The following is a 14,838-nucleotide window of genomic DNA, read 5'->3' on the forward strand; positions in this document are numbered from 1 at the left end:
TTCCGGCGAAGCAGACGTACCGTACCGCGCATTCTTGAGGGCTTGTTCGACCCGCTGCTAGCCTCGGCGGCGTATCCGGATTCGGGTACGGCTAATCGAGCGCGATCGGTGAGTTTGCATGCTCGACAATGTTTTACGGATCGCTATTGTCGGCGTCGGTCCCAGGGGCCTGAATGTCTTCGAACGTATTTGCGCCAATGCGCGTCAATTAGATATCGCCGCCGGGGTCGAGCTGGTGGTCATCGACTCGAATCGGGTCGGCACCGGCTCGGTCTGGCGGACCGATCAGTCGTCGCACCTGCTCATGAACACCGTCGCCGAGCAGGTCACGATCTTCACCGACGACACCGTCGAGATGGCCGGCCCGGTGGAACGGGGCCCCAGCCTCTACGAATGGTCCGATTTCCTGACGAAGATCGGCAATTTCGCGGGCCTGCCCGCCGCCGCCTTCGGGACGGCCTCGCGCATTTCCCCTGACACCTATCCGTCGCGCGCCTACTACGGCCATTACCTGCGCTGGGCCTTCGAACGCACCCGCGACCGCTACGCCGACTGGGTGCGGGTCCGCGAAATCGTGGCAACCGTGGTGGACCTGCGCGACGGACCCGGCGGCTTCCAGGAACTGGAGCTCAACACCGGGGAACGGCTGCGCGGCCTGCACGCGGTGGTGCTGACACAGGGCCATCTGGCCGAGGCCCCGCCGGACGCGCCGGGTTCTCTCACCGTCGCCGCGGATCGCCTGGGCCTCACCTACTTTCCGCCCGGTAATGCGGCCGACGCCGACCTCGATCGGCTGCCGGAGCGGGAGCCGGTCATCATTCGCGGCCTGGGCCTCACCTTCTTCGACTATCTGGCGCTGTTGACGGCGGGCCGGGGCGGCCGGTTCAAGGAGACCGAGGCGGGCCTGGAGTACGTGGCCTCGGGCCGGGAGCCGCTCATCATCAGCGGCTGCCGCCGCGGCGTCCCGCATCACGCGCGCGGCGAACATCAGAAGGGCGTCGACGGCCGCTACCAACCGCTGCTGCTGAACAGCGACCGGATCGCCCGATTGCGCAGCCGCGCCCGGGATTCCGGCGACGTGTCCTTCCGGCGCGACGTCTGGCCCTACATCGCGCGCGAGGTCGAGTCGGTCTACTACACCCGCCTGCTGGCCGACCGGGTCAGCCCGCCCCGGCTGGCCTCCTTCCGGGACCGCTACCTGCTCGCCGCGGCGCCCGGTGACATCGAGGAACTGCTGAACCGCTTCGGTATCGCGGCCGCCGACCGCTGGGATTGGCAGGCCCTCGCCGACCCGACCGCCGGCCGCTGTTTCACCGATCCCGCCGATTTCCACTCCTGGCTGCTGGCCTACCTCGACGCCGACGTCCAGCAGGCCCGCCTCGGCAATGTGCGCGGCCCGATGAAGGCGGCCCTGGATGTGTTGCGCGACTTGCGCAACGAGGTGCGCCTGGTGGTGGATCACGGCGGTATCGCGGGTTCCTCCTACCGCGACGACCTGGATCGCTGGTACACGCCGCTGAACTCGTTCCTGTCCATCGGCCCGCCGGCGCACCGGATCTCGGAACTGGCGGCCCTGATCCGCGCGGGCGTGGTGCGGGTCGCCGGTCCGGGCATGCGGGTCCGGGCGGACACCCGGCACGAGTGCTACGTGGCCGATTCGCCCCGGGTGGGTGACTCGGTGGCACGGGCACGATCCCTCGTCGACGCCTGGGTGCCCGCTCCGGACCTGCATCGCACCGCGGATCCACTGCTGCGCAACCTGTTACGCCGGGACGAGGTCAGCGGCTATTCGATCGCCTCGCCGGACGGCGGCCGCTACCGCACCGGTGGTCTGGCGCTGGCCCCGGGCTCGCATCACCCGGTCGACGCCGGCGGCCGGATCCATCCGCGCCGCTACGCCTTCGGGGTACCGACCGAGGCGGTGCGCTGGGTGACCGCGGCGGGCCCGCGCCCGCGGGTCAATTCGGTGACCCTCGCCGATGGCGACGCCATCGCCCGCGAGATCCTCACCGCCCATCGCTACGCGGGGTCCGCACCGAATCATCTCGGGGTGCAACGGCATTCCGAACTCCCCGACGAGAGTGAAAGGCACACCGAGATGACGGTGGAATGCGGTCTGCTGGCCCCGGTCGGGGCGGGCACGCCGGTGGAATCCCTGCTGGGCGACGACGCCTGGATCGAGGCCATGCTGGAGGTGGAGCTGGCGCTGACCCGCGCCGAGGCCCGCCTGGGCATGGTGCCCGACACCGTCACCGGTCACCTGGCCACGGCCGTGCGCGAGCACGAGTTCGACGCCCGCGAGATCGCGCGGGCCTCGCGCGGGGCCGCGAATCCGGTGGTGTGCTTCGTGGAACGCCTGCACGACGCGGTCGCGGAGGTGGACCCGGTGAGCGCCGACTACGTGCACTACGGCTCCACCAGTCAGGACATCCTGGACACCGCGACCATGGTGATCGCCTCCCGCGTGCTGGCCGTGGTGATCGCCGACCTGGACACGATTCTCGCGGCGCTGGCCGACCTGGCCCGCCGCCACCGCACCACTCCGATCGCGGGCCGCACCCTGGCCCGGCACGCGGTGCCGACGACGTTCGGGGCGAAGGTGGCGGTCTGGATGCAGGGCCTGCTCGACGCCCGCGAACGCCTGGACCGGGTGCGTGGCACGTTGCCGGTTCAATTGGGCGGTGCGGCGGGCACTCTGGCGTCCTACATCGAGTGCGCCCGCTGCGCCCAGTCGGAACTCTCGGACGCGCCGGCGGGCGAGATCGTGGAGCGGCTCACCGGTGAGTTCGCCGCGGAGCTCTCGCTCACGGTGAGCGCCACGCCCTGGCACACGGTCCGTACCCCGATCGCGGATCTGGCCGCGGCGCTGGCCCTGACCTCAGGCGTCCTCGGCAAGCTGGCGGTGGACGTGATCTCCCAGTCCCGGGAGGAGACGGCCGAATTGACCGAGCCGGCCGCTCCGGGTCGCGGTGAGTCCTCGGCCATGCCGCAGAAGCGGAACCCGGTGTTGAGCACCATGATTCGCGCGGCCGCCCTGCAGGTTCCGGCGCTGGCCTCGACCTTGTTCGGTGCGCTGCTGGCCGAGGACGAACGGGCGGCCGGGTCCTGGCACGCCGAATGGCAGCCGTTGCGCGAGTGTCTGCTGTTGGTGGGCGGCGCCGCGCATACGGCGGTCGAGCTGGCCACCGGTCTGATCGCGGACGCCGATCGGATGGCCGAGAATCTGTCACTGACCGAGGGGCAGATCGTCGCCGAACGGCTGTCGATCCGGTTGGCGCCCATCCTGGGCAAGCCGCAGGCCAAGAAGGCGTTGCAGGCCGCGTCGTTCGAGGCCCGGTCGAGCACCCGCCCGCTGGCCGATGTGCTCGCCGAGTCGCCGGACATCGTCGGGCACCTCAGCAGGCTCGAACTGACCGAGCTGCTTCGCCCGGAGAACTACCTCGGCGCCGCCCCGGACCTGGTCGACCGGGTGCTGCGCAGGCTGTGACGCGTTACTTGGGTCCGAACAGGTTCTTGGCCGGACGGTTGGTGGCGGCGCGGCGCGCGGCCTCCTTCTCCTTGACCCGCTCGGCTTCCTTGCGGACGGCGACCAGGTTGTCGCGTTCGCGGACCAGCCATTCGGGCGGGTCGGCGAGCAGGGCCGTGATCTCGTCGGTCGTGAGCGCGTCGTTGACGCCGTTGCGAGCCAGACCGGAGTTGGAGATGCCGAGTTTGCGGGCCACCACGTCACGCGGGAACGGCCCGTTGGCGTACAGGTCGGTGAGCCACTGCGGCGGGTTCACCCGCAGCTCTTCGAGCTGGGCGCGGGTGATGGGTGAGCTCTGGAACTCGGCCGGGGTAGCCGGGAGGTAGATGCCGAGTTTGTTCGCCGCGGTGAGCGGCTTCATGGTTTGGGTGTTCTTGTCCGGGCTCACCTGTCAAGGGTATCGGGCGGGTGGGCAGAACCTGCTGGCCGGTGCAATAACCTGGACCCCATGACAGGTCAGGGCCGGTTGGAGTCCATCGACATCACGCGCCTGCGCTGGTTCGTCGCGGTAGCCGAGGAATTGCACTTCGCCCGCGCGGCACGGGGACTGGGCATTTCGCGGCAGCGATTGAGTGGCACGGTCATCGAGCTGGAGGAAGAGCTCGATACCAAGCTGTTCGTGCCCGGCGCGCAGCCGACCCAGCTGAGCGAGGACGGGCAGGCGGTGCTCGAAGAGGCTCGTGCGCTGATCGCGGCCGCCCCGGCGGAGCCGGTCACGGAGGCGGAGGCGGTGGATCGCCTGCGTGTCGGGTTCGTCCCGGGCGTGACCGTCACCAAGTGGGAGCGCATCTGGGCCGACCGATTCCCCGACATCCGGCTGGAACTGATCCCGGTCCCGATGAAGGAGCAGGAGTCGGCGCTGCGCACGGACGCGGTCGACATGTGCTTCGTCCGCCTGCCCATCGACAGTGACGGCATGAGCGCGATTCCGCTGTATCGCGAGGTGCCGGTGGTCGTGGTGCCCAAGGATCATCCGATCGCCCTGTTCGAGCAGGTCGCCACGGTCGATCTGGCCGACGAGCGCATGCAGGACGCCGCCGACCTGGACGAGGCCGCCATGACCATGGAGCTGGTGGCCGCGGTGAGCGGCGCCGCCATCGTCCCGCATTCGATCGCCCGCCTGCACCACCGCAAGGACCTGGTCTACCGCCTGGTCACCGATGTGCCCGAGACCGAGGTCGCGCTGGCCTGGCCGGCCGACCGCACCACCGAATTGGTGGAGGAGTTCGTGGGTGTGGTGCGCGGCCGTTCACAGCGCAGTACCCGTTCGCCGTCGGGGCAGCAGGCGAACAAGCCGGGCAAGCAGCAGTCGCCGGCCAAGCGCAAGCCCGCTCCGGCGAAAAAGCCCGCGGCCGCGGCGAAGTCGAAGCAGGGCGGCGCGAAGAAGCCGGGCAAGCGGCGCGGTCGCTGAATCCTGCTGTGCGGGCCCGTCTCCCGATCGGGGGGACGGGCCCTTTCGCGTCTCCGGGGTCAGGGATCGGTCTGGAGAAACTTCAGGGTCAAATCAGGGTTGCTCTATACGTATACGTCTACTTATAGTGACTGAAGACGGTGTTCCGCCGTCGGGAATCGCTGAGATCGACTGCGGCGCACCGGGTATCGCACCCGCGGTCTCGTGTCGTACACGCATGCCCATATACGCATCCACGAATGATTCGGAGCATCTCATGGCCCTCGAAATGGACAAGCCCGCCACCGATCTGGTCCCGGATCCCCTCCCCGAGGGCATGCGTGAGATCACCCTGCGAGTCGGCCCCGGCGGTGGCCGCACCCAGCGCTTCGTCGGCCGCCCGCTGGCGGACGGTCGCAAGGTCACCTCGGAGGGGAGTGAATCGGTCCAGGTCTTCCTGAGCCGCAAGGGCAAACTGGTCGTCCACCGGCATTTCCTGGACTGGACGGACTTCGCGCGGGCCACCCGGAATGCCGCCGAGGAGCGGAAAGACGAGTACCTGACCGTCCGGAAGGGCTCCGATCAGTCGGACCTCTCGCTGATGACGGAATGGCTCAAGGGATTTGGGGGGTGGCGCGAATTCCTTCACTTGGGTAAGGATGGATACGGCGACTTCACCGTCGACATCGTGGACTCGCCGGGGGAATTGCGTGATCTTGTTCCGGCGAAGGTCTACCGGATCGTCGCCGATGCGCTGGAGAACCCGGCTGCCCAGGTCCTCGACATCTGAATAGCGCGCGGCCGAACCCCGAAAGGACTTCTCCCGCATGTTCTCTGGACTAGGACGACTGGTCGTCCGCTTCCCGTGGCTGGTGATCGGCGCGTGGCTGATCGCGATCGTGGCGGTCGTCGCCACGGCGCCCAAGCTCACGGCCACCACCGAGCAATCCGACTTCCTGCCTTCCCACTACGAATCCGTCCAGGCGATGGAGCTGCAGCAGAAGGCATTCCCCAACAGCAACACCCCGGCCGCGCTGATCGTCTTCGAGCGCTCCGACGGGGCTCCGCTGACCGATCAGGACGCGGCGGCCGTCTCCGCGGCCGCGACGAAGCTGTCCGAGCAGAAGATCAAGGACGTCACCGCCGTTCAGGCGCTGCCGCCGTCGGAGACCAAGGCCATCGGTGTGGTCGCGGTCGCGATGACCAAGGCGACCGACCAGGCGGCCAAGAACCAGACCGACGCGGTCAAGGCGCTGCGTGACGCCCTGAAGGAACAGGTCTCCGGCACCGACCTGAAGGCCGGTGTCACCGGCACCGCGGCCCAGATGCTGGATCAGCAGGATTCCAGCCAGAAGGGCCTGGCCATCATCGGCATCGCGACCGTGGTGCTCATCCTGGTGCTGCTGCTGGTCATCTTCCGCAGTCCGATCATCGCGCTGCTGCCGATCATCGTGATCGGGTTGGTGTCGGCGTTGGCCAACGGCGTGATCGCCTCGGCCAGTTCGGCATTCGACCTGAAGATCGACAACTCGGTGCAATCGCTGCTGGTCGTCGTGCTTTTCGGCGTCGGCACCGACTACATCCTGTTCCTGATGTTCCGCTACCGGGAGCGCCTGCGCGCCGGTGAGGACCCGAAGACGGCCATGGTCAGCTCGGTGGAACGGGTCGGCGAGGCCATCACCTCGGCCGCGGCGGCGGTGATCATCGCTTTCGGTGCGCTCACCCTGTCCACCCTGGGGATGTTCCGGTCCATGGGCATCGCCCTGGCCATCGCGGTCGCGGTGGCGCTGCTGGCCGGTCTGACCCTGGTCCCGGCCATCGTCTCGCTGTTGGGCACCAAGGTGTTCTGGCCGTCGAAGGCGTGGCGGACCGAGCCCGAGGGTGCGCGTTTCGGCGCGGTCGGCAATGCGCTGGGCAAGCGTCCGGCGTTGTTCGCCGCGGCGTCGGGCGGCGTGCTGCTGGTGCTGGGCATCTTCGCGCTGGGCTTCAACCCGACCTTCGATCTGAGTGCCGGCTCGACCTCGGACGCCTCCGAATCGACGGTGTACGGCAAGGAACTGCTCAAGGGCATGCCCGCGGGCAGCACCCAGCCGTCGCAGGTCTACCTGCGCGCCGACCAGGGGACGCTGAACAAGGACGAGCTGAACACCTTCCGTACGGCGTTGACCGGTATCGGCGGCGTGGGCGAGGTGTCGCAGCCGACGTTGTCGAAGGACAGCTCGGTGGCCGAATTCCAGGTGACGCTCACCGACAAGCCCGAATCGGATGCCGCGCTGGACACCGTGAAGGGGCCGTTGCGCGACACCGCGCATGCCTCGGCCCCGGCCGGCACCACCGCGGTGGTGGGCGGTATGACCTCGGTGTTCGTCGACTTCCAGCACGCCATGAACCGTGACTACACGGTGGTGTTCCCGGTGGCCGCGGTGCTGATCATGATCGTGCTGGCCTTGCTGCTGCGCAGCGTGGTCGCGCCCTGGTACCTGATGGCCTCGGTGTTCCTCGGCTTCGCGGCGACGCTCGGCTCCGCGGTGCTGGTCTTCCAGCACATCAGGGGCGAGCAGGGTCTGATCTTCCAGTTGCCGTTGATCATGTACCTGTTCGTGGTGGCGCTGGGCACCGACTACAACATCCTCATGGTCGCCCGATTGCGGGAGGAGGCCCGCGAGGGCAACGATCCGCATCGCTCGGCGGCGCTGGCCGTGCGGCACACGGGTCCGACGGTGGCCGCGGCCGGTGTCATCCTGGCGGGCACCTTCGCCTCCATGATGCTGGCGGGCAATTCGGTGCTCTCCCAGATGGGTTTCGCCATCTCGCTGGGCATCACCATCGCGGCCTTCGTCATGGCGATGTTCTTCACGCCGGCGGTGACCGCTCTGGTCGGCCGTTTCGCGTGGTGGCCGGGCCATGGTGGGGATGCCACGAAGCATGTGGAGTGGGATGCCGAGTTGTCGGACTCCGCAGAGGTGAGCGACGCCGTTCGCCGCTGACGTTCGAATAGGTACCCGAATCGGCTGGCCCGCTTCTCCTTCGGAGAGGCGGGCCAGTCCGCTGAGACGGCCGGAACATCATCTGAACGAAACATGTTTCAGTTTTTTCGCGAAAGTGCCGCGGGGTGAACTGGACACTGGATACAGTTCGCGAGTCCGCGCACTACGGGGCGCGGTACCCACAGATTCGGTTCGGCGTGGCCCAACCCGCCGAACCGACCCCGGGCCGGCTGACCATAATCCTCTGTTCCCAGGTCAGTCGGCCCCCTCTGGGGCTCTAGTGCACGGTGACGTGCCAGACCACGGCCGCGGCCAGCGCGCCCGCGCCGTTCACCGCCCAGTGCAACGCGATCGGCGCGAGCAGGCTGCCACTGCGCCGGCGCAGCCAGGTGAAGACCACCCCGGCCCCGGCGGTCGCAAGCACCGCGAGCGCGATACCGAGGATCTGCCCGGCCGGGCCGCCCCCGAGGAATCCGGTCAATCCCTTGTTGCCACTGGTCAATCCGAGTGACGAGGCAATGTGCCAGAGCCCGAACAGCATCGAGCCGGCCGCGAAGACGCCGCGCGCCCCGACCACGCGATCCAGGGTGCCGTGCAGGACGCCGCGGAAGGCCAGTTCCTCGGGAATCGCGGTCTGCAGCGGGATGACGATCATGGACGCGATGAGCGCGCCCGACACCGCGGCATAGCGGTCGTTCAGGAAGAACGGCCGGGTGATGGGCAGGGCCGCGCCGATGGCGACGGCCGCGAGCACCACGCCCACCGCCGCCAGCGCCCACACCGATCCCCGTCGCCACTGCCGCGGCGAGAGTCCCAGTTCCGCCCAGCCGAGTCCGCGCCGCCGGACCAGGGCCACCAGCACCACCGCGGCAATCGGCACCGAGACGATGCTCGCCCACTGGTTGGTGAAGTGCGCGATGAGATTCGTACAGATCAAGACGACGACAACGACGGCGACATCCACGTAGGCATGCAGCTTGTGGCCGGGCAGCGTGGGCGATTCGGGCAGCTCCGCCGGGCTTTCGCCCAGCACCGCCACCGCGCCGTTATCGTTTCGAGACATCCAGGCCAGTGTACGAGCGAATTCTTGGAATCCGCTTCGAATGTGGTTAATCCCGCTGCGCGGAATACCCTGCGGCCGCGACCCGGCCGCTCGCCCAGCCCTCGGGATCGTCCCAGGCCTGCAGCGTGCGCGTGGTTTCGAAGCGGCGCTGCTGCCGGGTGACCGGATCGGGGAACTCCAGCGCCGAGGCCAGCAGTTGCAGCGGCCGGGTGTAATCGTCGACCGGTTTGTCGGTGAGCTCCGGATAGAAGTCGTCACCCAGGATCGGGACGCCGAGGCTGTTCATGTGGATGCGGATCTGATGGGTGCGCCCGGTCCGCGGCCGCAGCCGGTAGCGGCCCAGTCCGTCGCGCTGTTCGAGCAGATCGACGACGGTCTCGGCATTGGGTTCGCCGTCGGTCTCGTAGGCCTTGAGCACCTGGCGTTCCTTGACGATGCGGCTGATCACCGTGCGCGGCAGTTCCAGGTCGGGATCGACCCGGGCGATGGCCTCGTACTCCTTGTGCACCAGTCGCTTGTGGAACATCGTCTGATAGGCCCCGCGCCGGGCCGGGTTCACGATGAACAGGACCAGTCCGGCGGTGACCCGGTCGAGTCGATGCGCGGGCACCAGATCCGGCAGGTCCAGTTCGCGGCGCAGTTTCACCAGCGCGGTCTGCAGGATGTGCTGGCCGCGGGGGATGGTCGAGAGGAAGTGCGGCTTGTCCACGATGAGGATGTCGTCGTCGCGGTGCACGATGTCGATCGGGAACGGCACCTCGGTCTCGTCGGGCAGATCGCGGTGGAACCACACCGCGGTGCCGGGCGCGTAGGGCGTTTCGCCGGTGATCGGTCCGGCCAGATCCACGATGCCGCCCTCGTGCAGCAGTTCGTCGATGCGTTCGGGCCGGACCCGGGGCAGGCGTTCCACGAGGTGGTCGCGGATGGTCGCCCAGTCCCCGTCCTCGGGTAGCCGCAACCGGGCCGGATCGAGTCCGTGCCGCTTCGGTAGCGGCGGTTGCTGCCTGCGTCTCACCCGTCAAACCCTAGCCCCCGGGTGTGTCCGGTTTGCGGGGTACGGTGAGCCGACGCCCGGATTGTCCGGGTCGGCGGAATGATCGGGGGTCTCGTGTATCCGAATGACCAACAGCCTCAAGGTATGCCGGGCCAGCCCGGTCAGCCGCAGCCCGGGCAGTACGGCTATCCGCAGCAGCCCGCCTATGGTCAGCCGGAGTATGGCCAGGTTCCGCCCGCCTATGGTCAGCAGGATTACGGTCAGGCGCAGCAGCCCGCGTACGGCCAGCCGGACTATGGCCAGCCCGGTTTCCAGCCGATGCCGCCGGCCTATCCGATGGGCCCGCCGCCCGCGCAGGGCACCAACGGCTTTGCCATCGCCACGCTGATCCTCGGTCTGCTCGGCGCCTGCCTGCTCGCCGTCCCGTTCGGCTTCATCGCGCTCAATCAGACGAAGCAGCGCAATCAGGCCGGCCGGGGGTTGGCGATCGTCGGTCTGATCGCGTCGGGCCTGTGGGTGCTGCTGTTCGTCGTGGTGTTCGCCATCGCCGCGGTGACCGATTCGAGTACGACCGCGTCGTCGGACAATACGACCCGCACCTCGGCCCTGGCGGATTCGCCGACTTCGATCTCCATCGACGAGGTGAAGACCGGCGACTGCGTGCAGACGGTCAAGGAGAACAACCACATCCGCAAGGTGACCGTGCTGCCGTGTGATTCGCCGCACGACGGCGAGGTGATCACCCAGGTGCACCTGCCCGGTTCGTGGCCGGGTTCGAGTGACGCGTCCTTCGACAAGGCCAGTGAGGCCTGCCAGGTGCAGTTGGACAAGCTGCTCGCGTCGAGTCCGGTGGTCGACAAGCTGGAGTCGTTCATCCTGTATCCGGCCAACGAGGTCCAGTGGAGCAAGTCCAATGGCCGCGCGACCTGCATGGTGCACAACGCCGATGGTCAGAAGCTGACCGTGAAGGTGCCGCGCTGAGCCTCGGTATGGTCGTTCAGCAAAAGTTAGCCTAACCTATCTTCTCGCCGGTGTTCGTGGGAACGCCGGAGTGACGAAGGTGGAAGGCGGACTGATGACGGTCGAGTCACCGCCCGCGGTCGAGGCGGACGCCTCCGGCGCGGACAGTCGTGGACCCGAGGGCTCCGAGCCGAGCGGCCTGGACGCGAAGGCCGAGGCGAAGGCGCGGCGGCGGCGCGAAGCCGCCGCGCGCAAGGAGATCCTCGCCCCGGTGGCCGGGCCGCTCACCGCGGCCGGGCTGATCGTGGCGGTGGCCGCGGTCTGCTCGGTGGTCCCGTTCCTGCTGATCGTGTCGGCCTGCCGGGAACTGCTGCGCGACACCCCCGATGCCGATCGGGTGTGGCGGCTGCTGCTGATCGCGGTGCTGGTCCTGGTGGCCCGCGCGATCCTGCAGACGGTCGCGCTCACCTGGTCGCACGCCGTGGACGCGTGCTACCAGCTGACGCTGCGCCGCCTGCTGGCCGACAAGCTGACCCGGGTGCCGCTGGGCTGGTTCGGCGCCCGCGCCTCCGCCGACGTGAAGAAGTACCTGCAGGACGATGTCGAGGCCCTGCACTACCTGGTGGCACACGCGCGCCTGGACTTCATCGGTTCGGTGACCGCGCCGCTGGTCACCCTCGTCTACCTGGCGACGGTGGACTGGCGGCTGACGCTGGTCCTGCTGCTGCCCCTGATCGTGTACGCGCTGTGCATGCGCGCCATGCTCGACGAGCCCGGCCGCGAACGCCTGCTCGCCTACAACGCCGCCGAACAGCGCACCCGCGCCGCGACCGTCGAATTCGTGGACGGCATCCAGGTGGTCCGGGCCTTCGGGCGAGCGGGCAAGGCGCACACCGAGTTCCGCACCGCCGTCGAGGAGCAGACCGACCGGCTGCGGCGGCTGAAGCTGCCCGTCATGACGGTGCAGTCGATCTCGGACACCGTGGTCTCCCCGGTCTTCGTCATGCTGCTGATCGTGGTGGCCGGGCTGGCGGGCGTCGGCCTGGACTGGCTGGAGCCGCTGGACCTGCTGCCGTTCCTGCTGGTCGGGCTCGGGCTGGGCAGTTCGCTGCTGGGTCTGGGCTACGGCACCCAGGCGCTGCGCACGGCCGGTGATGCCGCGCTGCGTCTGCACGGACTGATGCAGACCCCGGAATTGGCTTCCGGCGCGGATGATTCCGCGGCGGGGGAGGATCCCGCCGGACTGATCCGCTTCGAGGGCGTGAGCTTCGGCTACCGCGCCGACCACCAGGTGCTGCGCGGCGTCGACCTCGAGCTCGCGCCCGGCACCATGACCGCCCTGGTCGGTCCCAGCGGCTCCGGCAAGTCGACGCTGGCCAAGCTGCTGCCCCGCTTCTATGACGTGGACGCGGGCCGGATCACCATCGGCGGCACCGATATTCGTGACATCCCGAGCGCGGAGCTGTATCGCACGGTCGGGTTCGTCTTCCAGGATGTCCGCTTGATCCGCGGCACCATCGCCGACAACCTGCGCCTGGCCCGCCCGGATGCCGAGCTCGCGGACCTGGAGCGCGCGGCCCGCGCGGCTCGCATCCACGACCGCATTCTGGCGCTGCCGCGTGGCTACGACTCCGAGATCGGCGTGGATGTCGTGCTGTCCGGTGGTGAGGCGCAACGGCTTTCGATCGCCCGCACCCTGCTGGCCGACACTCCGGTGCTGGTGCTCGACGAGGCGACCGCGTTCGCCGACCCCGAATCCGAGGCGGCGGTGCAGGACGCGCTGGCCGAACTGGTGGCCGGCCGCACCGTCCTGGTGATCGCGCACCGGCTGCACACCATCACCGGTGTGGATCGAATCCTGGTGCTGGACAACGGAACCCTGGTCGAACAGGGCGATCACGCGAGCCTGCACGCCGCGGGCGGCCTGTATCAGCGGCTCTGGGAAATCAACGCGGCCGCGCTGCACAGCGTCGCCGGCGCCGAGGAGGAGACTCGATGATCCGCAAGGTGCTCGGCCTCGTTCCGGCCGAATTCGAGCGGCTGACACCGCGATTGCTGCTGGCCATCGTGGCCCAGGCGCTGTCGCAGGCGGCGGCCTACGTGCTGCTGGTGCCCGTGCTGCGGGCGCTGTTCGACCATGACCTGAGTCGCGCCTGGTGGTGGACGCTGTGGCTGGCGCTGGCCGTGGCCGGGGTCGTGGTGTTCGGTTACCTGCAGTCGGTGCTCGGCCTGCGGGTCGGTGTGGGGATGCAGCACGGTCTGCAGACCCGGCTCGGCGATCACCTGAATGCCTTGCCGCTGGGCTGGTTCGACGATCGGCACGCGGGCGAGCTGTCGCGGGTGATGGTCGAGAACGTCCGCGAGGTGCAGGGCCTGATCGCCTACCTGCTGGCGAAGATGCTGACCGGCGTGCTGGTTCCGCTCGGCGTCGCGGTGGGCATGGTGTTCGTCGACTGGCGTATCTCGCTGGCCATGCTGGTGACCGCGCCGGTGCTGTTCCTGGTGAACCTGTGGGCGAATCGTTCCAATGTGGCCGCCGACGAGCGCATGCACGAGGCCGCCACCGAGGCCAATGCCCGGGTGCTGGAATTCGCTCAGGCGCAGCCGATGCTGCGTTCGCTGGGTGCGGTCGGCGCGGGCAACCGGGCGTTGGACGCGGCGCTCGCGCGTCAGCGCACGGCCGCCAACGGCCTGCTGGTCGCGGCCGTCCCCGGTCTGATCGGGTTCACGCTGGTGGTGCAGGCGGTCTTCCTGGTGCTGGTGTACCTGGTGGTGGGCCAAGCCACCGACGGCGCGATCTCGGCCGCGGCGGCCATCGCCTTGATCGCGGTGAGTTCCCGCTTCATCGAGCCGCTGACCCAGGCCGCCCAGCTGGGTGGCGCCTTGCGCACGGCCGCGGCCGCCGCCGATCGGGTGAGTGCCCTGCTGGCGGAACCGGCGTTGGCGCAGCCTGATTCATCGGTCGAGGCCGGTGCCTCGCAGGTGGAGTTCGACGGTGTCACCTTCGGCTACGGCCCGGGAAAGACCGTGCTGGAGGACATCTCGTTCACCGCCGCGCCCGGCACCACCACGGCGATCGTCGGTCCCAGTGGCGCGGGCAAGTCCACGGTGCTGCGGTTGGCGGCCCGCTTCCACGACACCGATTCCGGTCGTGTCTCGGTGGGTGGCCACGATGTTCGGGAACAGCCGGCGGAGTCCTTGCTGAATCGCCTGGCGCTGGTCTTCCAGAACGTCTATCTCTTCGATCGGTCGGTGCTGGAGAACATTCGGGCGGGCCGTCCGGACGCCACCGATGCGGAGGTGCTGGCGGCCGCGCGCATCGCGCGGGTGGACGAGATCGCCGAGCGCCTGCCCGACGGCTGGCAGACGGCGGTCGGCGAGGGTGGTTCGGCCTTGTCCGGTGGTGAGCGGCAGCGGGTTTCGATCGCCCGCGCCCTGGTCAAGGACGCCCCGATCGTGCTTTTGGACGAGGCCACCAGTGCGCTGGATCCGCACAACGAGGCGGCTGTGGTGCGTGGTGTGCACGAACTCACCCGCGGCCGCACCGTGCTCGTGGTCGCGCACCGGCTGGCGACCATCGCGCACGCCGATCAGATCCTGTTCATGGATGCCGGTCGCATCGTCGAGCGCGGGACGCACGCGGAATTGCTGGCGCTGGAGGGTCGCTACGCGGCCTTCTGGAACGAGCGCACCCGCGCCTCTGGCTGGCGTCTGGCTCCGGTCTCCGCCTAGCCGAACGGCTCCGGATTCCGTTGGAGTCCGGGGCCGTTCAGGGTCGAAGTACGGGGCACTGTGTTCTGTCCGATCTTTTCGTCCCGAGCGCTTCGCAAGTGCCGCCCTGCAAGATAAGGTAAGGCTATGCAAACCTAAAGTGGTTGGCGGGTTGTGCGAGGCAGGCAACAGTTGAGCAACTGGGAC

The 14,838-nt window shown here is 68.7% G+C and carries 10 protein-coding genes; 7 read left to right on the forward strand and 3 right to left on the reverse strand.

Annotated elements, in window-relative coordinates; all coding sequences use genetic code 11:
* Positions 1–118 precede the first annotated feature (118 nt).
* Positions 119–3,487 (forward strand): FAD/NAD(P)-binding protein, encoded by a 3,369-nt coding sequence (locus ACYVKL_RS09525; protein ID WP_379168431.1) that lies wholly within the window; start codon positions 119–121, stop codon positions 3,485–3,487.
* 4 nt (positions 3,488–3,491) lie between these two features.
* Here ACYVKL_RS09525 and ACYVKL_RS09530 read toward each other — a convergent pair whose 3' ends face one another.
* Positions 3,492–3,914: a DUF5997 family protein gene (locus ACYVKL_RS09530; protein WP_379168433.1), complete on the reverse strand. Its 423-nt coding sequence runs from the start codon at positions 3,912–3,914 to the stop codon at positions 3,492–3,494.
* 60 nt (positions 3,915–3,974) lie between these two features.
* Between ACYVKL_RS09530 and ACYVKL_RS09535 the strand changes: the two genes are divergently transcribed.
* From ACYVKL_RS09535 to ACYVKL_RS09545, 3 genes are all read left to right on the forward strand, one after another.
* Positions 3,975–4,937 carry a LysR family transcriptional regulator gene (locus ACYVKL_RS09535; RefSeq protein WP_379168435.1) on the forward strand — a complete coding sequence of 321 codons (963 nt, stop codon included), beginning with the start codon at positions 3,975–3,977 and terminating at the stop codon, positions 4,935–4,937.
* Between the two features lie 256 nt (positions 4,938–5,193).
* Entirely contained in the window at positions 5,194–5,706 is a 513-nt protein-coding gene (locus ACYVKL_RS09540; protein ID WP_213558062.1) for an EXLDI protein, read from the forward strand.
* 37 nt (positions 5,707–5,743) lie between these two features.
* Positions 5,744–7,903 (forward strand): MMPL family transporter, encoded by a 2,160-nt coding sequence (locus ACYVKL_RS09545; RefSeq protein ID WP_379168438.1) that lies wholly within the window; start codon positions 5,744–5,746, stop codon positions 7,901–7,903.
* Positions 7,904–8,180: 277 nt separating this feature from the next.
* On the opposite strand, the gene ACYVKL_RS09550 is transcribed toward ACYVKL_RS09545, so the two are convergent.
* Positions 8,181–8,966: a CPBP family intramembrane glutamic endopeptidase gene (locus ACYVKL_RS09550; RefSeq protein ID WP_379168440.1), complete on the reverse strand. Its 786-nt coding sequence runs from the start codon at positions 8,964–8,966 to the stop codon at positions 8,181–8,183.
* 46 nt (positions 8,967–9,012) lie between these two features.
* Positions 9,013–9,981: a pseudouridine synthase gene (locus tag ACYVKL_RS09555; RefSeq protein WP_379168443.1), complete on the reverse strand. Its 969-nt coding sequence runs from the start codon at positions 9,979–9,981 to the stop codon at positions 9,013–9,015.
* A 123-nt stretch (positions 9,982–10,104) separates the two neighbouring features.
* Here ACYVKL_RS09555 and ACYVKL_RS09560 point away from each other — a divergent pair, with 123 nt between their 5' ends.
* The 3 genes from ACYVKL_RS09560 (at position 10,105) to ACYVKL_RS09570 (ending at position 14,652) form a co-directional block, all read left to right on the forward strand.
* Complete coding sequence (locus tag ACYVKL_RS09560; protein ID WP_379168445.1) at positions 10,105–10,941, forward strand: DUF4190 domain-containing protein; 837 nt, start codon at positions 10,105–10,107, stop codon at positions 10,939–10,941.
* 94 nt (positions 10,942–11,035) lie between these two features.
* The gene (locus ACYVKL_RS09565) at positions 11,036–12,919 is read left to right on the forward strand and encodes an ABC transporter ATP-binding protein (RefSeq protein WP_379168448.1); all 1,884 of its coding nucleotides are present in this window, start codon (positions 11,036–11,038) and stop codon (positions 12,917–12,919) included.
* Entirely contained in the window at positions 12,916–14,652 is a 1,737-nt protein-coding gene (locus tag ACYVKL_RS09570) for an ABC transporter ATP-binding protein (protein ID WP_379168450.1), read from the forward strand. The genes ACYVKL_RS09565 and ACYVKL_RS09570 overlap by 4 nt, the downstream gene beginning before the upstream one ends.
* Positions 14,653–14,838 lie beyond the last annotated feature (186 nt).

The organism is Nocardia tengchongensis (genome assembly GCF_054781395.1).